This is a genomic window from Blautia sp. AF26-2, assembly GCF_003460955.1.
GTDB lineage: Bacteria > Bacillota > Clostridia > Lachnospirales > Lachnospiraceae > Fusicatenibacter > Fusicatenibacter saccharivorans.
The window spans coordinates 308369-332515 of the sequence record NZ_QTWD01000001.1 but is presented as its reverse complement, the minus strand read 5'-3'; the positions used below and the strand labels follow the sequence as shown (position 1 = coordinate 332515).

General features: G+C 49.3%; 18 protein-coding genes, 1 tRNA gene, 1 other RNA gene, 1 riboswitch and 2 other annotated features. Of the genes, 1 reads left to right on the top strand and 19 read right to left on the bottom strand.

The features are described from left to right. Positions 1–153: 153 nt before the first annotated feature. The 5 genes from DWY63_RS01700 to DWY63_RS01680 form a co-directional block, all read right to left on the bottom strand. On the bottom strand, positions 154–759 hold the full coding sequence (locus DWY63_RS01700) for a hypothetical protein (protein ID WP_055218094.1): 606 nt from the start codon (positions 757–759) through the stop codon (positions 154–156). A 15-nt stretch (positions 760–774) separates the two neighbouring features. After that, positions 775–2436 carry a 2-isopropylmalate synthase gene (locus DWY63_RS01695; RefSeq protein WP_173815685.1) on the bottom strand — a complete coding sequence of 554 codons (1662 nt, stop codon included), beginning with the start codon at positions 2434–2436 and terminating at the stop codon, positions 775–777. Positions 2437–2536: 100 nt separating this feature from the next. Further along, positions 2537–2800, bottom strand: a binding site (T-box leader). A gap of 125 nt (positions 2801–2925) precedes the next feature. Beyond that, positions 2926–3378 carry an extracellular solute-binding protein gene (locus DWY63_RS01690; protein ID WP_158568304.1) on the bottom strand — a complete coding sequence of 151 codons (453 nt, stop codon included), beginning with the start codon at positions 3376–3378 and terminating at the stop codon, positions 2926–2928. Positions 3379–3669: 291 nt separating this feature from the next. Beyond that, a complete protein-coding gene (locus DWY63_RS01685; RefSeq protein WP_117800954.1) occupies positions 3670–4698 on the bottom strand; it encodes a LacI family DNA-binding transcriptional regulator in 1029 nt (342 codons plus the stop codon). Positions 4699–4793: 95 nt separating this feature from the next. Beyond that, positions 4794–4867: transfer RNA gene (locus DWY63_RS01680), tRNA-Pro, on the bottom strand. Positions 4868–5132: 265 nt separating this feature from the next. On the opposite strand from DWY63_RS01680, the gene DWY63_RS01675 reads away from it, so the two are divergent. After that, positions 5133–5489, top strand: a complete 357-nt coding sequence (locus tag DWY63_RS01675) for a sporulation initiation factor Spo0A C-terminal domain-containing protein (protein ID WP_022462283.1) — start codon at positions 5133–5135, stop codon at positions 5487–5489. Between the two features lie 158 nt (positions 5490–5647). On the opposite strand, the gene ilvC is transcribed toward DWY63_RS01675, so the two are convergent. The 14 genes from ilvC to ssrS all read right to left on the bottom strand — a co-directional run bounded on the left by ilvC (position 5648) and on the right by ssrS (position 24075). Beyond that, positions 5648–6667 carry a ketol-acid reductoisomerase gene (gene ilvC, locus DWY63_RS01670; protein ID WP_022462282.1) on the bottom strand — a complete coding sequence of 340 codons (1020 nt, stop codon included), beginning with the start codon at positions 6665–6667 and terminating at the stop codon, positions 5648–5650. A gap of 158 nt (positions 6668–6825) precedes the next feature. Continuing rightward, positions 6826–7332 carry an acetolactate synthase small subunit gene (gene ilvN / locus DWY63_RS01665; protein ID WP_022462281.1) on the bottom strand — a complete coding sequence of 169 codons (507 nt, stop codon included), beginning with the start codon at positions 7330–7332 and terminating at the stop codon, positions 6826–6828. Between the two features lie 121 nt (positions 7333–7453). After that, positions 7454–9256 carry a glycoside hydrolase family 2 protein gene (locus DWY63_RS01660; RefSeq protein WP_117800950.1) on the bottom strand — a complete coding sequence of 601 codons (1803 nt, stop codon included), beginning with the start codon at positions 9254–9256 and terminating at the stop codon, positions 7454–7456. Positions 9257–9363: 107 nt separating this feature from the next. Further along, a complete protein-coding gene (locus DWY63_RS01655) occupies positions 9364–10308 on the bottom strand; it encodes an AEC family transporter (RefSeq protein ID WP_022462279.1) in 945 nt (314 codons plus the stop codon). Continuing rightward, positions 10305–11330: an aldo/keto reductase gene (locus DWY63_RS01650; RefSeq protein WP_022462278.1), complete on the bottom strand. Its 1026-nt coding sequence runs from the start codon at positions 11328–11330 to the stop codon at positions 10305–10307. The genes DWY63_RS01655 and DWY63_RS01650 overlap by 4 nt, the downstream gene beginning before the upstream one ends. Positions 11331–11648: 318 nt before the next feature. Continuing rightward, complete coding sequence (locus DWY63_RS01645; RefSeq protein WP_022461826.1) at positions 11649–12296, bottom strand: histidine phosphatase family protein; 648 nt, start codon at positions 12294–12296, stop codon at positions 11649–11651. Between the two features lie 5 nt (positions 12297–12301). After that, a complete protein-coding gene (gene pheT, locus DWY63_RS01640; RefSeq protein ID WP_055226441.1) occupies positions 12302–14746 on the bottom strand; it encodes a phenylalanine--tRNA ligase subunit beta in 2445 nt (814 codons plus the stop codon). Positions 14747–14777: 31 nt separating this feature from the next. Further along, positions 14778–15824: a phenylalanine--tRNA ligase subunit alpha gene (pheS, locus tag DWY63_RS01635; RefSeq protein ID WP_022461828.1), complete on the bottom strand. Its 1047-nt coding sequence runs from the start codon at positions 15822–15824 to the stop codon at positions 14778–14780. Positions 15825–15988: 164 nt separating this feature from the next. Further along, positions 15989–16241: a binding site (T-box leader), on the bottom strand. Positions 16242–16313: 72 nt separating this feature from the next. Then, the gene (locus DWY63_RS01630; protein ID WP_055226442.1) at positions 16314–17183 is read right to left on the bottom strand and encodes a YihY/virulence factor BrkB family protein; all 870 of its coding nucleotides are present in this window, start codon (positions 17181–17183) and stop codon (positions 16314–16316) included. Positions 17184–17296: 113 nt separating this feature from the next. Continuing rightward, positions 17297–19141 carry an alpha-amylase family protein gene (locus DWY63_RS01625; RefSeq protein ID WP_022461830.1) on the bottom strand — a complete coding sequence of 615 codons (1845 nt, stop codon included), beginning with the start codon at positions 19139–19141 and terminating at the stop codon, positions 17297–17299. A gap of 252 nt (positions 19142–19393) precedes the next feature. Continuing rightward, positions 19394–20371: a LacI family DNA-binding transcriptional regulator gene (locus DWY63_RS01615; RefSeq protein ID WP_022461831.1), complete on the bottom strand. Its 978-nt coding sequence runs from the start codon at positions 20369–20371 to the stop codon at positions 19394–19396. A gap of 78 nt (positions 20372–20449) precedes the next feature. Then, a complete protein-coding gene (locus tag DWY63_RS01610) occupies positions 20450–21889 on the bottom strand; it encodes a SpoIID/LytB domain-containing protein (protein ID WP_117800944.1) in 1440 nt (479 codons plus the stop codon). Positions 21890–21990: 101 nt separating this feature from the next. Next, a riboswitch (cobalamin riboswitch) is annotated at positions 21991–22191 on the top strand. Positions 22192–22766: 575 nt separating this feature from the next. Further along, positions 22767–23810: an aldose epimerase family protein gene (locus DWY63_RS01605; protein WP_055218365.1), complete on the bottom strand. Its 1044-nt coding sequence runs from the start codon at positions 23808–23810 to the stop codon at positions 22767–22769. Positions 23811–23880: 70 nt separating this feature from the next. Further along, a non-coding RNA gene (ssrS, locus tag DWY63_RS01600) (6S RNA) lies at positions 23881–24075 on the bottom strand. Positions 24076–24147: the final 72 nt, after the last annotated feature.

Here is a 24147-nt window from a genome sequence, read left to right as displayed (position 1 = left end):
TACGTTTCAGATTAGTTTTACCTGTACGCTTCCTCTTATTATAATGGATGAAGTATGAAAAAACAACAAAAATATACAAAAAATGACTGTGCACAAAAATGCACAGCCATTTTCCACCATTCTGCCAAAATATTTTTTGTCAGAATGTATGATTTAATTTTCGTCGGACTCCTCCGTTTTTGCTTCGCCGTCTTCTAACGCCGGAGCTTCCCTTTCTGTCTCCTCGAGTGCGAGTGCCTCTTCCTCTTTTTCCGCATTCTCTGCGATTTTATCTTCCGCCCAGGTCACAAACGCTGCCGCGTCTCCGATTTCAAAGCGTTTCTTATCGAGAAAGGTGCTTCTGCCTCCGATGGTGATCCGGATAAAGTTGTCAAACTCCGTCACCTTTGTCAGCTCTTCGAGCGGAATATCAGTGCTTCTGCCCTCTTTTTCGTATGTCATTGTGAGCACCTGCTCAGTAAAACGAAGGGTACGTTCTCCAAGGAGTCCTCTCTTTTTGCATTTTTTCATCTGTGAACGTGCCATCAGATTCGGCAGAAACGTACACAGAAGTGCCATCAGAATGGAGATTCCAAGATTGAAGAAGTCTCCCGGCATGATAAATCCCCGCGCTGCTGCACCGTAGATCATAAAAGCGATCGCAGCCACAACAGCAATCCCTGTAATGATCCGCAGTACCAGACGTACTTTTTTTATCTCGGTGCCGTAAATCTCCACAAACATTCCTTTGGTGTATTCAATTTTGTTTTTAAACAGCATATGCTCTCTCTTTTCTTATCGGTTGTTGATTGCAGTTACCAGCGCGTCGATGGAAGCACGGATGATATCCGGATCTACGCCTGCGCCCCAGGAAAGGATTCCGTCCGGCTTTTTGATGCCGACGTAGGCAATTGCCTGTGCACTTGAGCTCTGCTCCAGCGCGTGCTCCGTATAGCTGACCAGATCATACTGCAGATTGTACTGCTGTTTCAGCGCGTTGCTGACAGCATTCAGACGGCCGTTTCCTTCTGCATATGCAGTTGCATACTCACCGCCCTCGTAATTGGAGGTAACCTGTGCTTCAATTCTGCCCTCATCGAGCTGTTTAAAGTGAACGCCGTTGATGTTGTACGGTGTCGTTACGTTCTCGAAGGTATCTTTAAAGAGTTCAAAGATCTCATCCGGACGCAGCTCTTTATGCAGATGATCGGAAACGGATTTTGCGGTATAGCTCATAGCCTCGCGCATCTTCGCCGGCAGATTCAGGCCGTATTTCGTCTCCAGAATATAGCCGACACCGCCCTTTCCAGACTGGCTGTTGATGCGGATGACGTCTGCATCGTAGTTTCTTCCGATATCGGTCGGATCGATCGGCAGATACGGAACGGTCCAGGTATCCGGTGCTTTCTCCTCGATCCAGTGCATGCCTTTTGCGATCGCATCCTGATGGGAACCGGAGAAGGCTGCAAATACGAGAGATCCGCAGTACGGGCTTCTCGGGTTGATGCTCATACCGGTGAAGGATTCAAATGCATGGCAGAGTTTCGGCATATCGGAGAAGTCAAGCTCCGGATCGACGCCCTGCATGTACATGTTCATGCCGACCGTGATAATATCCACGTTTCCGGTTCTCTCGCCGTTTCCGAACAGCGTTCCCTCGATACGGTCTGCTCCGGCAAGGATACCCATCTCTGCATCGGAAACGCCGCAGCCGCGGTCATTGTGCGGATGAAGGGAAAGAACGACATTATCGCGGTATTTCAGGTTTTTGCTCATGTATTCCACCTGGCTTGCATAAACGTGCGGCATGGAAAGCTCCACGGTGCTCGGCAGGTTGATGATGGCTTTGCGGTCTGCAGTCGGCTGCCATACGTCGAGAACGGCGTTGCACACCTCAAGCGCATATTCCGGCTCGGTTCCGGTAAAGCTCTCCGGGCTGTACTCGAAGCGGTATTTCTCGCCGGCCTCTTCTGTCAGCTCTTTTAAGAGCTTCGCTCCCTCAACGGCGATTTTCAGGATGTCTTCTTTCGACTTTTTGAAGACCTGCTGACGCTGTGCATAGGAAGTGGAATTGTAAACGTGAACGATAGCATTCTTGCAGCCCTTTAATGCCTTGAAGGTCTTGCGGATGATATGCTCTCTCGCCTGGGTCAAAACCTGAACGGTTACGTCTTCCGGGATCAGATCCTGCTCGATCAGGGTGCGGAGAAACTCATATTCGGTCTCGGATGCTGCCGGGAAGCCAACCTCGATCTCTTTGAAACCAACTTCCACAAGAAGTTTGAAGAACTCTACCTTCTGTTCCAGGCTCATCGGAATGACAAGCGCCTGGTTTCCGTCACGCAAGTCAACGCTGCACCATACCGGTGCTTTCTCGATGCTGTCTTTTTTTGCCCAGTCCATGCACGGAACCGGCGGCATATAGTACTGTTTCTGATACTTCTTTACATTCATCATGATTTTCTCCTCTCAGAAAGTGAAATATAATTTATTCTGCCGACATAAATTCGGGATGAAAGCATAAAAAAATCTCTCATCTTCTGTGTCGGCTTCTGACACAAGAGACGAAAGACTTGCTATCTTACGCGGTACCACTCCTGTTTTACAGAGATTTTCTCTGTACACTCTGCGGATACGGATGAAACATCTGCATATCCTGCCCCTCTAACGGTGGGTTTCCGTCTGCACCTACTCTTTTTATTCTAAATTTGGGAGCAGCGGCTCTGAGGTCAGTTCCACGGAATTCGTCTGCTGTTTCGCATCACCCAACAGCTTTCTGGATTCGGAAGCTCCATGTAGTATTCCTCTTCTTTGCCTTTTTCCTAACTTGGCTCTTATGTTACCATTTTTCTCCATCTCTGTCAAGCGCAAAACGCAGGATTCCGTAAAAATACACCCGCCGGAAAGGAGGCTCCGGCGGGTGCTCTAATACATGATTTCGTTGTTTTATTTGTTGTACTCTTCCAGGTATTTCTGGTAATCCTCTACCTGTTTTCCGTGGATTTCCTTGAGTTCATCCAGTGTAGTCGGAACAGCCAGTCCTAAGTTGTCCAGCCAGTCTTTCCAGATCCACAGAGTCTCACATGCCGGCTCTGCAACGTCGCCCGGGATACGGTAAATTCCGTTGTCTCCGGATGCATAGAACATAACGCCAGGATCTACGCTGTTGTAGTAGTCAACCATGTTGGTGTATTTCTTCATATACGGAGAAACATCCACCAGAAGGCCTGCGTCTACCCATTTCGTATAGTCAGCTTCCATGTTCCACCACCAGATGATGTCCGGTCGCTGTGTCTCATCGCCCATCAGAAGGGAAATTTTGGATGTTGCATCCGACCAGCCCGGCAGTGCAATGATATCGATATCCAGGTTGCAGCGGTCCTCCATCCATTTCTGCATTTCGCTCTCTCCTTTCCTTCCGGCGATATAATGCATTATTTTGCACCATTATTTTTTAATGTGTGATATTAACAAGGTTTTTATTCTTGCGTTTTTGTTCAGTTTAGTTTTCCTTAAATGCACCATTTTGCATTACTAATTAGTGTTTTTCTACATGGCATTTATGCACGAATTTGAATCATTGCAAAAAGGGAGCCGGAAACGCCCCGGCAGACGGTTTTTCTTCTCGTCCGCCGGGGCGTCCCTGGCTTTCTTTCTTTGTTCACTTTTTCCTGTTTTTTCTATTTCTTTCTATCCCTGACGCTTGCACGAGGAACGGCGCACCACAACCTCCCCCGAAACGAGAATCCGCTCTTTCGGCGCTTCCGGGTGCTCCTCCCGCCATAAAAATTCATGCACCATACGGCGGCCAAGCCACTTCGTATCGACATGAACGGTTGAGAAGAACGGATACAGCATCCGGTCCTCATCATCATCAAATCCGGTCAGTGCCACATCCTCCGGCACGCGCACGCCGATTTTCCGGAAGGATTCTGTCAGTCTTTTGGCGATCATATCGTTGCCGCAGACAATCGCTTCCGGCAGTGTATCGTAGCTCGCCACAATCTTGTCAAAATTTTCCGGGTAATAAAAATGATCGCTCTCCATATTGGGGCGCACAAGCTCCTCCTCGAGCGGAATGCCCGCCTGTTCCATCGCTGCAAGGAAACCGACATACCGGTCATGCATCGACTCATACGTGCTGCTGTGCTCACTTAGGAAACCGATCCGCGTCATGCCCTGCCCGATCAGATGGGACGTCAGAAGACTCACCGGCTGCACACCGTCCACACGCACGATATCGCCCATCGGCCGCTGTTCGATACCGCAGTAATGGTCGAGCTGAAAAATGCGGTATCCCAGATTTACCAGTTTCTGCATATATTCCGGCGGCAGCATTTTAATGCAGAAGATCGCATCGATATTTTCATTCAGGCCGAGCGGCAGAATGCCGTTCTCCTCCTCCCGCTCCGTCACGACCGCAACGCGCGTCTGACAGTTATTGAGGCTCGCCTCCTCGGAGATGCCGCTCACGACACGGTCCCAATAAACAGCGGCATCCCGCGTACGCAGAACCATAATATTGTAATGCTTCTCCTGCGGTGCCCGAACTTCTTCCACATATACATTTTCGCCCAGATAGCCATTTCTTTTCGCCATCCGAAGAACTCTCTCCCGCGTCACCGGAGCTACCTTCGGATCATCCTTTAATGCCATGGCAACCGTATTCCGGGACAATCCCAGCTCCTTTGCCATACTCTGTATCGTTACTTTCCCCATAACTTCCTCCCTGTTTTTTCTGCGCAATTCATTTTTCTTCCGCACACGTCTTTGTCCGTAAGAAAAAAAGTGCCGTAAAACGACACTCTTACCGATCGGGGCAACAGGATTTGAACCTGCGACCTCACGGCCCCCAGCCGTGCGCGCTACCAAGCTACGCCATACCCCGTAATCATGTTTTCATTATACCAGCGAACTTCTGAAAAATCAATGTTATTTTTCCCTCTCCCGTTTCATTACATTCATTTCTTTATTTCGTGTCATATTCTCTTTTATTTTACTATATTGTCACTTTTTCTTTCTGAATATGTAATTTTTCGACGTTTTCCACGTATCATAAGTGAAAGGGGAAAATCGTATGCCATACAAACTTTCACCTCTGGCATGCCCGTCTGCAAAGACTATGTAAAAACTGAATAAAAGGAGACATCGTAATGGAAACTGAAATTTACTTTCTACTACACTCTTTAGGAATTGGTGCAAAATACCGCGGATTTCGCTATCTCGCCTATGGTATCGCTTTATGCATGGAAGACGAAGATTATCTCCTTCGGGTCAGCAAAACGCTGTACCCAAAGATCGCGCAAACGTTTCAGGTATCGTCCTCCTGCGTCGAACGAGACATCCGCACCGCTATTTCCGTCTGCTGGACCCGCGGAAACCGTGATCTGCTCTTTTCGCTTTCTGTGCATCCGGTTCTGACAAAACCGACCAATTCCGAATTTTTTGATATTTTAAGTTCTTATATCAAATACTACCGTGCTTTTCCTGCCTGTCGTCAGGAGGCATAAAAAAAACGAATACAGAAAAGATAACACTTCCGCGCCCTATCATATTGGGGGATATGCATGGCGCGGAAGTGTTTTTTCTATGATAAAACGATAGAACGAAAAAAGGAGACTGCCCGCAAAGGCAGCCTCCCGATATGGATCATTTGACAGCAAACCGATTAGTTGTTGATCAGTTTGTCCTCGTTGCTCCAGCTGTACAGTTTTCTGACTTCTTCTCCGACTTTCTCTGACGGATGCTCTGCAGCTTTTCTTCTCATTGCACGGAAGTGAGCCTGTCCGCCTGCTGGGGACATATCCAGAAGGAAGTCTTTTGCGAAAGTACCATCCTGGATATCGGAAAGGATCTTCTTCATGGTCTTCTTGGTTTCTTCTGTGATGATCTTCGGTCCGGTGATGTAATCGCCGTACTCGGCTGTGTTGGAGATGGAGTATCTCATTCCGGAGAATCCCGACTGATAGATCAGGTCTACGATCAGTTTCATCTCATGGATGCACTCGAAGTATGCGTTTCTTGGGTCGTATCCAGCCTCGCACAGAGTCTCAAATCCAGCCTGCATCAGGGCGCATACACCGCCGCAGAGAACTGCCTGCTCACCGAACAGGTCTGTTTCGGTCTCAGTTCTGAAGGTTGTCTCCAGAAGACCAGCTCTTGCTCCGCCGATTCCAAGGCCGTAAGCCAGTGCTCTGTCCAGAGCTTTTCCGGTGTAATCCTGCTCAACAGCAACCAGGCAAGGAGTTCCTTTGCCAGCCTGATACTCGCTTCTTACTGTGTGGCCAGGTGCTTTCGGAGCGATCATAGCTACATCTACGTTCTTCGGAGGTACGATCTGTCCGAAGTGGATAGCGAAACCATGAGCGAACATCAGCATGTTGCCCTCTTCCAGGTTTGGCTCGATATCTTTTTTGTACATTGCAGCCTGTTTCTCATCGTTGATCAGGATCATGATGATATCAGCCTGTTTTGCAGCCTCAGCAGCGGTGTATACTTTGAATCCCTGTGCCTCTGCTTTTGCCCAGGATTTGCTGCCTTCATAAAGTCCAATAATAACATCACAGCCGGAATCTTTCAGGTTCAGTGCATGAGCATGTCCCTGGCTTCCGTAGCCGATAATTGCGATTTTTTTGCCTTCCAGTAAAGAGAGATTACAATCTTCCTGATAAAAAAGTCTTGCTGCCATTTTATTTTCCTCCATAATATATAGAATGTCTTGACCGGCGGCAGGTCGGCCAATTTATACAGCGAAAAGCATTTCTGCCTTTTGCTGTTTGTCAGGGAAATGAACTTTTCTATACAAAAATTTCATTCCTCTAGCAAACGTATGTAATGTGATCTGCGTTAATCGAGGTAACGCACATCGTGGGCTCCTCTGGAGAGTCCTGTCACTCCTGTTCTGGCCAGTTCCAGGATTTCGTATCCCTGTACCAGATTCAGGAACCCTTCGAGCTTTGACTGGTTTCCGGTCAGCTCTACAATCAGGCTTTCCTGTCCCACATCCACGATTCTTCCACGGAAGACATCGGAGATGGCGATGACATTGCGGCGTTCATTTTCATTCACACGGATTTTGACCAGCATCAGCTCTCGTCTGACACTCTCGTCCGGCTTCAGCTCTTTGATATCCCGCACATCGACAAGTTTTGCCAGCTGTTTTTTGATCTGCTCCAGAATCATTTCATCACTGCAGTACAGAACAACAGTCATTCTTGTGTATCGCGGGTCTGCTGTCACACCGGCGGTGATCGTCTCGATATTGTATCCGCGTCGGCTGAAAAGACCAGCTACTCTGCTTAAAAGTCCCGGCGTATTATCCACCAGCAGGGATAATGTTCTTTTCTGTTCCATAAACACCAACTTTCCTCCATCCGCAGGCGCCGCGGATTTTCAGCAATTTCTTACAACTTCCAACGCCTTATCCAATATATTAGCAACTTATCCTCACTTTGTCAACAAAAATTTTACCAAATTATTCTTTTGAGCAAAAATCTTTTGCCTCCTGTGGTTCCCATTTGCATACCTTCCGGTCATACGTAAGGATGCCGTTCGACTCCTCCTCGACATCGGTAAGCTGTGTGTAGACTGCTGCGGCAAGTCCCTGTTCTGTGAGTTCTCTTATCTTTTCTGCCAGTGCATTCATCGCTTTCTGGTACTGTGTCTGGTTCTGGTACGTGCGGTAGCCGAACGATTTTTCGGAGTAGAGATGCTCCTGTACCGGATACGTATAGCCGCCGTATTCAGAAAAAGCAAACGCGCGCTCCTCCGGTTTTACTTTTAACGGACGAAAGTAATTGTGAAGGCTCTTGATGTCCCCCGCTCCCTGATCGTACCAGCCGCTCGCGTGGTCGATCTGCCGCGTCGGATCGAGAGCGCGCACCATTTCTGTCATCTCCCTGGCATCAAACTGTCCCCATCCCTCGTTGAACAGAACCCAGAGCGACACGCACGGTGCATTGTAAAGCTGATGAACCGTCTCGCGGCACTCCCGCTTCCACCACTCTCTTCCCGTTTTTGAGGTCCGCGAAAAGAGCGGATAACAGTTATCCCTGAATTCCGTTGTCACAAACGGCAGTACGGTCGGAAGGTACAAAAGGAACGTCTGGATCGACCGGCCGCCGCCGTTGATCATATCCTGCCACACCAGCATACCGATATGGTCGCAGTGGGAATACCATCTTGCGCACTCAACTTTCAGGTGTTTCCGGATCATATTGAAACCGAGGCGTTTGGCCGTCTTAATGTCATAAACCATCGCCTTATCGGACGGCGGCGTGTAGAGGCTTTCCGGCCAATAACCCTGGTCGAGGACACCGTTCTGGAAATACGGCTTTCCGTTTAAGAGAAGACGCGTGATTCCTTTCTCATCTTTTCCAATGCCGAATTTGCGCATGCCGAAATAACTCTCAATGCGGTCTTCTCCCGCTTCAATGGAAACCCCATAGAGATGCGGATGTTCCGGGCTCCAGCCTGCAAAATTACCGAGAATCAGCTCCGCCTCGTTTTCTCTCGTCTCCCGGACGCAGATCACCTTCGCATCCGGCGCTTCGCTCTCCCGCACCGTAATTTTTTTCGTCAGTCCCGCATCCGGTCCGTTGAGGAAAACCCGTACTTTTACGCTCGCCGTATCATATTCCGGCGTGATCACGATGCGTTCCAGATACGTCTCCGGCACCCATTCCATCCAGACGCTCTGCCAGATGCCGCTCTGCGCGGTGTAAAACATGCCGCCCGGGGTAAGGCTCTGCTTTCCGCGCCCCTTCCAGTCCGTGTCCGTCTCATCGCGCACCTTGACGGCAAGCTCGTTCTCTCCCGTTTTGAGATACGGCGTAAGATCCACTGAAAAAGAAAGATACCCGCCGAGATGGCCTCCGGCACGCTTTCCGTTGCAGTAAATTACCGCATCCTGATCCACGGCGCCGAACTGCAGCAGCAGCCGTTTTCCGGCAGGAATTTTTGGAAGCTGAATCGTGCGGAAGTACCACAGATATTCTTTTGGAAGCAGCTGCCGCTTCACGCCGGACGCATCGCACTCCGGGGAAAACGGAACGAGAATTTTTCCGTCCCGCTGTTTTGGCATTTTCTGCGTTTCCGTGAACGCATACTCCCACCATCCGTTCAGATTTGTCCAGTTTTCCCGGCGCATCTGCGGACGCGGATATTCCGGAAACGGGAGCTCTTCTTCCGGATTTTTCCCAAATTCCGTAGAAAGGCGGAATTTTTTTCCTTCCTTTTTTCCAATCTGTAATGCTTTGACCGCATTTTTGAAGTCCATTCTTTTCCCTCTTTTTCTGATTTTTATGATTGATAAAAGCGTGCCCGTACAAAATCCCGGACACGCTTTTGGTGTACTGAAAATCAAAGCGGATATTCACAATCCGGTTAGATAAACGCCAGCGTTTTCATCAGATACAGCCAGAACGTCAGCGTAAAGGCACTGCCGCACGTTGTGAGCATAACGGTGTTTGCCGTCAGACTTCCCTCATGACCCATATTTTTCGCCATGATAAAACTGCTCACCGTCGTTGCGGAACCCAGCATCACAAGGATTGCCACCAATTTTTCCTGACGGAAGCCAAGTATCACGGCGATCGGCAGAAAGACAGCTGCAAGACCGACCAGCTTAATCGCAGCTGCAGCAATCGACGGCCGGATATTCTTTGCCGCGCTCTTTGCCTCAAACGACGCCCCCATCGCAATCAGGCCGAGCGGCGTTGCAAGTACCGCAATATTCTGCACCGTTTTCTGCAGAATCACCGGCTTTGGAATGCGAAGCACCGACCAGAGAAGTCCTGCAGCGATCCCGAGGATAATCGGGTTTGTCACGATATTTTTCGCCGTCTTTTTCACAAAATCTGCCGTGATCTCCTCCCGTTCCGGACGGAATACTGCAAGAACGACAACCGCCATGATATTATACAGCGGCACACTGCTGATGATCATCAGCGGCGCCATGCCGGAATTTCCGTAGATATTCTGGATAAAGGCAATACCAAGGATCGCCGCACTGCTCCGGTACGCCGCCTGGATAAATTCGCCTCTTGCACTTCTCTCTTTTAAGAGATGGGAAAGTCCCCATACCGCAAGAATTGAGAGCAGTGTTGCAAAGAAGCAGAACAGAACGAATTTGATATCCCACACAGCGGAGAAATCAGAATCCGACAGGTCCTGGAACAGCAGCACCGGGAGTGCGATTTTAAACACAAATTTGTTCATTTTGCTTGTGAACGATTCGTCCAGAATACCAACCTTTCGAAAGAAAAGTCCCAAAATCATTGTCAGGAAGATCGGCATCGTCGCGTTCAGGCTGAAGATCAGATTACTCATACCAGTGTTTTTCCTGCCAGTACATTTTTATAATCTTCGTAGTTCTCTTCGAGAAGCTTCGGCGTATTCAGACCGTAGGGACATTTCTTCATGCAGGCGCCGCAGTGGAGACAACCTTCGATTTTCTTCATCATCGCCTGGCCGCGCTCGGTGAGCTGGTTGGCGGACGGGGAACGGCGCAGAAGCAGGCTCATGCGCGCGCAGGTGTTAATCTCAATGCCTGCCGGACATGGCATACAGTAACCGCAGCCGCGGCAGAAGTTGCCGGAGAGCTCTTTCTGGTCTTTCTCGATGATCGTCTTGATTTCATCCGTCATGGCAGGCGGACAGGCAATGTAGCTTAAGAACTCGTCCAGCTCTTTTTCTCTCTGGACGCCCCAGATCGGAAGCACGTTGTCGTACTGGTCTTCAAAAGCATATGCAGCCGCGGAGTTTGTGATCAGCCCGCCCGAAAGCGCTTTCATTGCGATAAAGCCGATATTTTTCTCTTTGCATCCCTGTACCAGTGCTTTCTCACGGTCCGTTGCCAGATAGCAGAACGGGAACTGCAGCGTCTCGTAAAGACCGGACTCGATGATCTCCTCTGCCACGCTCATGCGGTGGTTCGTGATACCGATGTGGCGGATTTTTCCCTGTGCTTTTGCTTCCAGCATCGCCTCATACAGGCCGGTTCCATCTCCCGGCTTAGGACAGAAGGACGGATTGTGGAACTGATAGATATCGATGTAATCCGTCTTCAAAAGGGAAAGGCTTGTCTCCAGATCCTTCCAGAAGCCCTCCACATCCTTTGCCATCGTCTTCGTAGAGATAAAGACCTTCTCACGCATTCCCTCAAACGCTGCGCCTAATTTTTCCTCGCTGTCGCTGTATGCACGCGCGGTATCAAAAAAGCGGATGCCTCCGTCATACGCTTTGCGCAGCAGATAAACAGCGTCTTCTTTCGTGACACGCTGTACCGGCAGCGCGCCGAAGCCGTTCTTGTTTACACAGATTCCTGTACTTCCCAGTGTTACCATGGACATACTTGTGTTCCTCCTTTTTCGCTTTCATTGTTTCAACTCATAGTCGGTATTTCACGGAGTCTGACATGTCGAAAATAGTTCGACTGTGACTTGCCTCATGTCAGTGGAGAATACCGATTTCTCTCCGCCCGCCACTGCCGTTATGTTTCTTTTAGCAATTCATCCCACCGCTTCAGAAACGGGGGACTTCTTGTCTACTGGTGTTAAAATCCGTTATTTCTATAGTATCACACTTTCTATCAGACGGCAAACGCGATTTAAAGAGGCAGGCACAAAGGGAAATACTTTCCTTTTATGTCTGCCTCTGAATATCATTTTTTATTTTACTTCTTTATAAAAGTTTACGCAGTCCGACGGATCATAATAGATTTTATTATCCGCAAGCAGCGTGGAAACACCGTTCTGTACTTCGATGATGCTGACCGCACAGTTGTACGGCACGCCGCCGTGCCAGAAGTCGTTCTTGTCTTCATAGACATTGCGTAGCAGCGCACGCATGCAGCAGCCGTGGGTGGCGATCAGGATCGTCTTGTCCTGGAGCTCCGGTTTTGCAGTCAACTCATGATAGAACGCTTCTGCCCGGTCGCAGACCTCCTGGATCGTCTCTCCGTCTCCCGCCGGGCAGAAGTGGAACGGATCTCTGTAAAAATCGTCGAAGTGTTCAGACGGAATCTCAAAATTGTTTGCCCGGCATCCAAGCCCTTCCCAGGAGCCAAAGGAAAGCTCCATCAGGCGGTCGTCGGTCGTAAGCGGCACATTTCTGCCCGCAAGGACGAGCTCTGCCGTGTGCTTTGCGCGGCGCAGTGGACTGGAAATTCCAAGGTCAAACGGGATATTTTTCAGTCCTTCCGCCGTCACTTTCGCCAGACGGACACCATTCTCATTCAGCTCGGTGTCCGTCTGGCCCTGCAGTCTGCCTTCTACGTTCCACGCAGTTTCACCGTGGCGTATGATATAAAGTTTCATAAAAATCAGCCTCTCAGTTCGATGTTGAACTCATTCTGCAGTTTCTTGCAGATCTTCTCGACAAATTTCTGTACTTTTTCGAAGTCAAATGCTTCTTCCTTCGGTGCAAAGGTGACGGTGAACGCCATGCTCTTCTTGCCTTCCGGAATCTGGCCGCCCTCGTAAACATCGAACAGACGGATCTCTTTTACGTATTTGTTTGCCTCGCGGATACAGTTCTCTACATCGCCGCAGCTGATGTTTTTGTCCATGACAAATGCCAGGTCACGTTTCTCCTCCTGGAATTTGGAGATCGGCTGGAAGGTGCGTTTTTTGCCGTACCATCTGGAGAGCTCTTTTAAGTCAAGCTCCATGATGTAAGAGGAAGTACGCATGCTCAGCTCGTTCTGGATATCGTATGCTGCTTTTCCGAAGTATCCGATTTCTGTACCCTCGCAGAGTACTTTCACTGCCTGATACGGATGCAGGAAGGATTTCTGAACCGGCTCGTAGGTGAACTCAATGTCCATGCTCTCGGCGATGGTGTTGGCGATGCCCTTCATAGTGAAGAAGCTCTCGTTGTTTCCGAAGGTTCCGACGCAGAGAACTTTTCTCTCATCCGGGTAGGATGTCAGCGGCAGGGACTCCGGAATGTAGATGCTTGCTACCTCGAACAGTCTTCCTTCAAGGGTGCCCTGTTTCTCATTTCTGGAAATGGCATTCAGCATGGAAGCTGCCAGTGTGGTACGCATCAGGGACAGATCCTGGTTGATCGGGTTGATGATCTCGATGGCATTTCTCTCTTTTGCATCTGCCGGCAGTTTCAAGAGATCCAGATCTGCAGGGGAGAAGAAGGAGTAATGCATGCACTCGTAGATACCCATGGTGCATAAGGTATTCTTCAGTGCCAGCTCGCCTTTCTGCTCTTCATTGTAGCCGCCCATCGTTACCTGTGCAGCGGAAAGGAAGGTATCGGTTACGTGATCGTAGCCGTACATACGGATGACTTCCTCTGCCACGTCCGGATAGCGCTCGACATCGTTCTCTCCCTCCGGCAGCATATCCTCACGGTAAGCCGGAACCTGGATGGTCAGCTCATCGCCGTTGATTTCCGGTGCAAAGTTCAGGTTTTTCATAATGCGGAGAATCTCTGCTTCCGGAACTTCGATACCGAGTACGCCGTTTACTTTGCTGACACTGACGGTCATCGGAGTCGGATCGATGGAGTTTCCGGTGTTCACATCGAAATGGGTACGGGAAACTTTACCGCAGCCAAGCTCTTCCATCAGATGCAGCGCACGTTTCATACCAAGTACGGTTGAATACTCGTCCACGCCTTTCTCATATCTTGCACTGGCATCCGTCGCTTTTCCAAGCGCACGGGCTGTCTTTCTGACGTTGTCGCGTGCGAATTTTGCGGACTCAAACATAACAGCCTCTGTCGTGTCGCGGATCTCGGAGTTTAAGCCTCCCATGACACCGGCAAGTGCAACCGGTTTTACGCCGTCGCAGATCACGAGGTTGTTCTCATTCATTGTGTATTCCTGCTCATCGAGGGTCACAATCTTTTCATTTTCTTTTGCTCTTCTGACACAGATTTCATTGCCTTCCAGATAAGAGCAGTCAAAAGCATGCATCGGCTGGCCGATCTCTTTTAAGACGTAGTTTGTGATATCAACCACGTTGGAGATCGCGGACATGCCGACGAGTGCCAGACGGCGTTTCATCCATGCCGGGGACTCTCCGATTTTTACGTCATATACGTAATGAGCGCTGTAACGCGGGCAGAGTTCCGGAGCTTCCACGCGGACAGAGAAGCCTTCTTTTTCCACATCCGTCTCGGTGTAATCGGTTGCCGGCATTTTTAAAGGTTTTTCCAGCATCGCCGATACTTCTCTTGCGATACCGAGGATACTCTGGCAGTCCGGTCTGTTTGCAGTCAGGGAGATATCAAAGATCCAGTCGTCAAGACCTGTCAGCTCTTTGACATCTGCGCCAAGCTCGGCATCTTCCGGCAGAACAAGCAGTCCGTTGTAGCCTGCGCCCGGGTACAGATCCTCGGTAAGGCCGAGCTCCACGCCGGAGCAGAGCATTCCGCAGGACTCATATCCTCTTAATTTTCCTTTTTTGATGGTCATAACACCCTCGATGGTCTTATGATCTTTTGCTGTTGCATAAACAGAAGCGCCAGGAAGGGCAACCGGGAATTTTCCGCCGGTGTGCACGTTGTCTGCGCCGCAGCAGATCTGCATGGTGCCGTGTTCTCCTGCATTTACCTGGCACACATGAAGATGGGTCTCCGGGATCGGCTCGCAGCCCTCCACCAGACCGACAACAACGTTGCTGATGTCTTTTCCCACCTGATAACGCTCTTCTACTTCAAAACCGCCGTCGAACAGTTTTTTCTCCAGTTCTTCCGGGGTAACATCGATATCTACATATTCTTTCAGCCAACTTAACGGTACTAACATATTAAACCTCCAAATTCAAACTGTTTCGTCTTTATTTCTCGTTAATCTGATTTAAAACCCGCAGATCGGAACCGAATAACAGTTTGATGTTGTTGATTCCGTATTTCAGCATGGCGATACGCTCCAGGCCGATGCCAAAAGCGAAGCCGCTGTACTCTTCTGAATCAATGCCGCAGTTCTCCAGCACGCGTTTGTTTACGATACCTGCTCCAAGGACCTCGATCCAGCCGGTTCCCTTGCAGAGGCTGCATCCTTTTCCGCCGCAGGCGAAGCAGCTGCAGTCTACCTCAACGGACGGCTCCGTGAACGGGAAGTAAGATGGACGAAGACGTGTTGTCGTTCCCTCGCCGTAGATCTTCTGTACGAGTACGTCGAGCATTCCTTTCAGGTCGCAGAGGGTGATGTTTTTGTCGACAACGAGTCCCTCCATCTGATGGAACATCGGAGAATGGGTTGCGTCGTCATCAGACCGAAAAACACGTCCCGGGGAAAGGATCTTGATCGGCGGCTTTTTGTTTTCCATGACATGAATCTGGCCTGCCGATGTCTGGGTACGAAGCAGGAATTCCGGGGAGAGATAGAAGGTATCCTGCATATCTCTTGCCGGGTGATCCTGTGGTGTATTCAGTGCAGTAAAGTTGTAGTAATCGGTCTCGATTTCTCTTCCCTCGTATACCTCAAAGCCCATGCCTGCAAAGATGTCGATGAGCTGTTTGCGGATCAAGGTAACCGGATGAAGGTTTCCGATCGCTGTCTCTTCTGCCGGAAGGGTCAGGTCGATTTTCTCGGACTCATATTTCTTCTGCAGCTCGCGCTCTTTCATCTCCTCTTCCACTTTCTGGAAGCGGCCAAGCGCCCACTCTTTTAACTCATTGACGGATTTACCGTAGTTTGCGCGCTCTTCCGGGGCAATGTTTTTCATTTCTTTCATCAGCCCGCTGATCTTACTTTTCTTTCCTTCCAGATACTCGCTCTTAAATTCATACAGTTCTTTGGAGCTTTTCAGCTCTTCCAGTCCATTTTCAATCTTCTGTTTTAATTCAGACAGATGGCCGGTTAATACACTTTTTTCCTGCATTTGACTCTCCTACTTTCTTTTTCTTGCTTGTTTGATGGTAAATGTGAAAAACAGTCAGATACCCCGCTGCAAACAGCGGAGCATCTGATTTTCGTGGCAGTCGCCAAATATCCATGCAAGCATGGCTGTCTGGCTCGTTGCTCACAAAAAAAGACCCCGCCCCACAAAGGGACGAGATCTGAAATTTCGCGGTACCACCCTGATTTCTGCAGATACTTCCTGCAGACACTCATAACCGGTGCTGTAACGTACACCAAACGTCTGTCCCTACTTGCATTTCCAGTATCCTGCTATACGTTCCGGACATCTGCTCCAATGCGAAATTTGAAATATTCCTGAACCTGAAGGAGCTTGCAGCCGATGACTCCCTCTCTCTGGCGGAAAAAATATTTCTCTGAACATCTTCACAGCATTTTTCCTGTTAGATTATTTATAAAACTTTCATAAACAATATTTATTGTACCGTCTTGACCCCCGGATGTCAAGCCATTATTTTCCCGCTTCTTTATTCGTCTCTTTATTTTCCATAAAATGCTCGATCGCCGCGTTCTGCAGTTTCCGCAGTTTATCCTCAAAATACGCGTTGATCTCCGCGCCGATCAGAAGGATCCACATGCAGAAATACATCCAGATCATGATAAACACGATCATCGTCAGACTGCCGTACATATTGGACGCCGCAAGCGCGATGTCGAGGTACATGGAAAATGCAAGGGAAAAAATAGACCAGGCAAGGGATGAGATCAGTGCGCCCGGGCACTGGCTCTTAAAGCTCGCCTTCCGGTTTGGAATACATTTATACAGTACAAGAAACAGAAGAGCCAGCACGCCTGTCGTGATCAGGGTACGCATTCCCATGATAGAGGATGTCACACGCGCCACCATCGGCAGATGTTCCGTCAGCTTATTCTGAATGCGGGTTCCGAAGACCAGAAGCACCAGACTGGTGAGGAATGCAACGACAAATATCAAGGTATATGCCATGCCCCGCAGCCGGTTGATGATGTAATTACGTGTCTCTGTTACGTGATAAATGCTGTTCAGCCCATTTGTCAGCGCCGCAATGCCCTTTCCCGCCGACCACAGCGTTGTGATGATCGTAATCGGCATATAAGCAACGGACTGATAAAAGATCTCATTTACAATACCGCCCACGTAGCTCTGAAACTCCGTGGGCAGCATATTGATCAGAACGCTGTAAACATCGTCGCGCGTCAGCGGCGTATATTTTACAAGCGTAACAACCAGAAGAACAAACGGAATAAAGGAAAGAAGAATGAAATACGCACTCTGCGCTGCATAAGCACCGACATGGTCCTCATTCAGGCGCTTCATAAAACCGCGGATTGTTTTTATCATCTGGCAAAACCGCCTTTTCTTTGTTTTCGTGAATCTATCCCATTCTTGCACATATATCGTACTTCAGGATAGCCTACAAAGCATATCATACTTTTCTTTCCTTCGCAAGGGATTTAATTCCATTTCCGGTAATACCATGCGTAACCGCGTGCCGGAACCGGAACGCCGCGCAGAACACGTTTCTCGCCGGTAAACAGATCCTTCCAGGTGAACTCACCCATATCGATCCAGGCCGTGCGGTCTTCATTGCTGAAGTTAAAGAGACCCGTTACCATCTCATTGCCGGATTTTCTGCAGACACAGAGAAGCGCCGTATCATACGTTTCCTCGGTCCAGACATCCGCCTCACCCTCAAACGGACGGTATTTGAATTTCAGCTCCTCCATCTTTTTCATCGAAGCAAAAATCTGATTCTGAACCGTTCCTTTTTTCTCCTTCTGGGGCTCCAGATCCCAGCGGAAGTGGCCGCGGTGCAGATAACGGCTGTCGGCTGCGCGGTCAGAATCTTCACTCTCTTTGTAGGAATAATCGTTGACCTGGCCGATCTCATCGCCGCTGTAGATAACCGGAATACCAGACTGGATGAAAAGGTATGCGTTCAGCATCTCAATTCTCTGGATCGCCTGTTCGGTCTTCGCCTCATTCTGCTCAAAGCCTGCCGCCTCAAGTCCACACAGGGAAGCGGTTGTTCCGCAGAGACGCGCATCCTGCAGCACCGGATCGTCGTTATAGAGCTCTCCTCTTGCGTCGCTTCCCTCCACATAACCGCGGAAATAGTCATTCAGATATTTCTTATGCGGTGCCTCGGCGATGCCGAACTGTTTCAGCCATTCGTAATCGAGGCCCCAGCCGATATCATCGTGGCATCTCAGATAGTTCAGGAAGACATAGTCCTTCGGCAGTCTCGTCACAATATCCATCTGATGTTTCAGCAGGCGGGTATCTGCCGTTGCAATGGTGTGCCAGGTGGATGCCATCGTCGTTACGTTGTACAGCATATGGCATTCCGGTTTCTCGAGTGTTCCGAAGTACGGAACAACCTTTTCCGGCTCCATGACAACCTCGCCGAGCAGCAGAACGCCCGGGCAGACGATCTCGGTGATCATACGCATCATGCGGACAATGGTATGTACCTGCGGCAGGTTACGGCAGGTGGTGCCGAGCTGTTTCCAGATGTATGGAACGGCATCAATGCGGACGATATCGATTCCCTGGTTGACGAGATAGAGCATATTGTTTACCATCTCGTTAAAGACAACCGGGTTCGCATAGTTCAGATCCCACTGGTATGGATAGAACGTCGTCATGACAAATTTATGGCAGTCCTCTCTCCAGGTAAAGTTGCCCGGTGCCGTTGTCGGGAATACCTGCGGACAGGTCTTTTCATATTCGGACGGAATATCGTAGTTGTCGAAGAAAAAGTAACGGTCCTGGTACTCTTTTTCACCGGCAAGTGCACGTTTTGCCCATTCATGATCCTCGGAAGTGTGGTTCATAACGAAATCCATACAAAGGCTCATGCCCTGGTCATGGCATTTTTCAGAGAGGGCAGCCAGATCTTCCATCGTTCCAAGGGACGGCTGTACCGTGCGGTAATCGGCAACCGCATAGCCGCCGTCGCTTTTTCCCTTCGGCGTTGCAAGGAACGGCATCAGATGCAGGTAGTTGACGTTGCACTCTTTTAAATAATCCAGTTTTTTCTCAAGGCCGCTGATGTTATCTGCGAATGCGTCGATGTACAGCATCATACCGAGCATTTTCTGGCTCTTGTACCAGTCTTTCTGTTTTTCTCTTTTCCGATCCAGCGCTTTCCATTTTTTATTCCGCTCTTTGTACCACTGCTCCATGGCTGCACAGAGTTCCTCAAAGCGTCCCTGGCCGTTTGGATACAGCTCACAGTAGAGCCATTTCAGCTCGTCGTAGTGTTTTTCGAGTCTTCTCTGATATTCCACTGTCATGTTGTTTATTCTCCTTTATCTTATTCTTTATTTTGTCACATCATTCCGGTAACGGTAATTCTGTGTTACGTTTCTTCTCTTGCAGTATACCGTTGTGTGAATTATATGTCAACCGTTTACATACCATATTTTTCAACAAATTTCCGGCTTCTTCTTTGTCTTTTTTGCTATTTTTCTGTCTATCGTTTACCGCAGGGCAGAAAAAAACTCCGCGGTTTCTTTTTTCCGCAGAGTTTTCTTTTCGTTTTTGTTTCACGCCGAATCGCGCACCACAAGGCTCACCGGCATGGTCGTCACATTCGGCACCATCTCTCCCTTTCTTCTCCGGTCGATATACGCAATGGAAAGCTCCGACATTTCCTCAATCGGCTGATGGATCGTCGTGATGGAAGGCGTGGTAATCCCGGCGATCACAGTGTCATCAAACCCGACAACTTTAATATCCTCCGGCACCCGTTTTCCCATGGCGTAAAGGCGCTGGAGTACCTGTGCGGCAATCAGGTCACTGCTTGCAAAAATGCCGTCCGTCTCCGGGTGCTCCAGAAGGCCCTTTTCAATATAGGATTCATAGTGCATGGAGCCGTAGCTTAAGCGGTCACTCAAAAGAACTTCCCCTTCAATCCCCCGCTCCCGGCAGACGCGCAGGAATCCATCCGCACGCCGGTCCGCCGGCATATCTCTTCCGACGATTCCGCCGAAATGAAGCAGATGGCAGCAGCCGCAGTCCGCAAGATGCGATGCTGCAAGCGCTCCTCCCTGCTCGTTGTCACACTGGATTGTAATGGCCTCCGTATTTTCCTCTCGCTCGAAATTGACGATCGGAATTTTCAGATCATGAAACTTTTCAATCTGCACATCGCGGCTTGCCATCACAACGCCGGTTACACGGTTGGAGATGAACATATCGAGATATTCGGTTTCTTTCTCCGGCTGATCTTTCGAGTTGCAGAGCAGAATCTTGTAGCCCCGCTTTGCCGCCGCGCTCTCGAGTGCACTGATCATTTTACTGAAAAACGGGTGCGAGATGTGCGGAACGATAACCCCGATCGTATTGGAATGCGCTTTTGCCAGGGAACGCGCCAGCTCATTCGGCTGGTAATTCATCTCCTGCATCGCCTGCGTTACTTTTTTTCTTGTCTCTTCACTGATGTATCCGCGGTTGTTGATCACGCGGGAAACCGTCGTCGCCGTAACGCCGGCGCGTGCCGCTATGTCCTTGATTGTCGCCATGTTTCTCTCCTCGTCATTTTCTAACTGTTTTTCACTTTCGCCCATTATAGCACAAAAAATCTGTTTTCGGTGATTTTTTTAAAAAAGGGAACGGCAGTCGCCGATTTCGATGTTCTGGTAAAAATAGCGGAGAATCTCCTCATACGATTTTCCCTGCTCTGCCAGATGTTTCGCACCGTTCTGTGACATGCCGACGCCGTGGCCGTAGCCGCCGCCGTAAAATGTAAAGGAGACAGCCGTTTCCCCTTCTTTTTCCGGAACCACGATAAAGCAGGCACTCGGAAGCAGCTCCATCTCACAGCTTACAGTTCCGTCATTTTTCTGAATCGGCCAGCCTTTCGCCGAGAGGAACTTTCGGATCTGATACTCTCCCTCGATTTCCATGGATCCTTTTTCTCCCTCGATACGGACGGTTTCTGCCGCACCTCCCTCTGACCGCCGCCGCACCTCAATCCCCGTGATCTCCCCGATTTTCTGATCCGCTGCCCGTTCTGACAGCACATCCGCCGGAATCGTCACCTGCCAGCGGTACCAGCCGTCCTCCACTTCCAGACTTGTGCTGTCCCTTTTGGTGATAAACGATGCAAACGCCTCCTCCGTCTCCGGTTCCTGCTTCTCCCCGCCTACCGTCACGCTCTTCAGATATTCTGCCGTCTCCGCCGTATTCCACACTTCATCCGTACTCGTCTTCCCGCAGGAGGTTGAGAAAAAATACGCCTGAATTGGTTCCCCGCCGCAGGTAATGATTTTTCCTTCTGTCTCCGCCACCGCAGCGTCTGTCTCCGGCTGCGCTTCCATATTGTGGTAGACCTGGCTTTCCACGCTGTCGTCTACATCCGCGTGGTAGTTCTCCCACGTTTTTTCACGAATCCTGGCACACGCATACGTTCTCGCACAGACCGCCTGTGCTTTTAATGCCTCCTTTTCATAGGAGGACGGCATCTCACTCGGCACGACATACCGAAGATACATTTCCAGATCAAGTTCATTTACAACGAGAAGTCCCTCTTCGCTTTTATAGATGACAAAACTTCCCGGATAAACCGTCTCGTCCTCCGGCTTTCCCGTAAGGGAAACCGCCGTTCCCGCCGTCTCATCGGCCGGCACCACATGCACAACTTCCCCGCATTCCTGTTCCGTCACACAGATCGTCTCCTGCGGGGAAGCTATGTATGCGCCGTCGTTCATGGAAAGGCTTGCGTTTCCACGCAGGGACACCTGTTTCTGTGCGTATCCCAGCTTTCCGCAGTCTGTCAGAAGGACACGGATCTGCACCGGTCCGGCTGCCGTTGTTTCTTTTTGTTCTTCCTTTTTACTGTTCAGAAAAGCCGCGTTTTCCTGTTCCATGTTCTGTATCGTCTCCTCCTGCTTTTTGCCTTCCATCGTCTCCGTCCTGCTTTCTGCTGTCGCTGTCTCTTCCGGCGCATCCAGACGGCGCTTCACAACAAACAATAACAGCAGCAGGAGAATCCCCACTCCTAACAGTATCAGTTCCAATTTATCATTTTTTCTCTTCATATCTCATTCTATGCACACGGCTTTTTGTCTGATTCCTTTTCTTTTTGCGATTTTTCCTTGACAAATACCGCCCTATGGTATATAGTACGGTTGTGTATAAATTTCATATCAACATCCAGAGTGCATCAAAAGAAGATCCGTCTTTTGGTGAGAGAGGGAATTCAGGTGAGATTCCTGGGCGATCCGGTCACTGTAATCAGGGAGTGAAGCATAACAAATCCATTGTATGTCCGCAACATATGAGAAGGAATGTGGAACGATGATCTGTAAGTCAGGAAACCTGCTCTGTATGCATAGGGTTGATGCTTCCGATGAAAGCTTCCATTCAAAGACTATTATGGGATATGGAATGTCTGAAAATTTTCGATTAGATTTTTAGAAACCTTCGAGCGAGATTTATGCATTGCATTAAACGGCCGGGTAAACCGTTTCAGATTCTGGTTTCGCCTGTTCTTAGTCAGGCGCCATCCTCCGCTTAAAGGTGTCTGCTATTCCGCTTGCAGGTTGATTCAGATGGCGAAGCGGTTACCCACCTCTGAAAAGAATATGACATAACTGGTAAGATTCTGTTGGATTCGAAAACAGGGTCTTTTCTTTTTCTGTTTTTTCAGAATTCGTTTTCTGCATATTTTCCCATAAAAAGGCTCCCCGCCTGCGCTCCTGTTTTCACAGGACGCTGCAGGAAGGGAGCTTTTTTATGCTGTTTCTATAGCAAGACCCGAAAATAATGCAAAAAAGGCAGTGCTGCAGAGCGCGAATTGCAAGGAACAGATTTGAAGGCGTACCGAGGTACGACGAAAATCTGTGACGCAGTAATTCACGCTCTGCGGTGCTGAATTTTTTGCATTATTTTCGAGGATTGCTATAAAATAGGATCTTAGAAAATGAATTTGTATACGGTTGTGGTGTCGTAAGTATCGCCTGCCTCGAGGATCGGTTTCTCCTCACCCTCCTGGTTGATGGCATTCGGCACATACTGAGATTCCAGGCAGAAGCCGTTGCGTTTGTCATAGAATACCCCATTCTTTCCGGTAACCGGAGCAATGAAATTTCCGGCGTAAAACTGAACGCATGGCAGATCCGTGAAGGCTTCCATGGTGATGCCGCTCTCTTTGCAGGATGCGACTGCCATCAGCTCAATGCTTCCCTCGACAGCCTTGTCCAGGATAAAGTTGTGGTCGTAGCCGCCGGTCAGTTTGAGCTGTTCGAAATCTGCTTCGATCTCTGCTCCGATTGCTTTCTCGCTGGTGAAATCCATCGGGGTTCCCTGTACCGGTGCATGCTCGCCGGTCGGGATGGATGCAGAATCGATCACCGGGCTGAACTGCTCCGCTTTTAAGACAAGTGTCTGGTTCTCAATAGATCCGGCATCGTGGCCTGCCAGGTTGAAGTAGCTGTGGTTTGTCATGTTGACAACGGTATCCTGATCGCAGCTTCCCTCATAGTGGATTTCTACGGCGTTCTCATCGGTCAGGGTATACGTAACGGACACTTCAAAGTTTCCCGGGAATCCCTGGTCTCCGTCCGGGCTCATCAGAACGAAGGTAACGGCGCTGTCATCCGCCTCTTCTACGTTCCAGAGGCGGTAATCGTATCCGTCCGGGCCGCTGTGCAGGTTGTTGTTGTTCTCATTTTTTGCCAGCTGGTATGTTTTTCCGTGCAGTTCAAATGCTGCTCCCGCGATACGGTTTCCGTTTCTTCCGATGGTGGCTCCAAAATGGCTTCCGTCGGTCTCATAGCCGGTTACGGAGTCAAATCCAAGGACAACGTCTCTCTTCTTTCCATCCTTATCCGGAACGAGAACCGATACCAGATGTGCGCCGTAATCGGTTACACTGATTTCCATTCCGTTTTTATTGGAGAGCGTGTAGAGCAATGCTTCTTTTCCGTCTTTTGTTGTTCCAAAACCCTGTTTTTTCATGTTCCTTCTCCTTTTGGTTGTATGTAACGTATAAAAGAGAACCATTTTCATGATTCTCTTTTTTCTCTTTTGTAACCCCGGAATGCCGTTTCCCATACTTTGACTCCTAGCAACGCAAGCTAGGTGGGTAGCCGCAGTCACCATTTCTGCCTTCCACTGACGTCTGTTTCCAGGGTGGCCTGACATCCACATGACAATAATAAGCCTCCCGTTTAAAGTAAATGTAGGTTCAAAATAATGAGATCATCGAACATTCCAGGAAGTTACATTTTTCTTCTTTTCTTTTCACAATTCGGATTATACGCTATTTTGGTTCGCTTTTCAAGTATTATTGCAC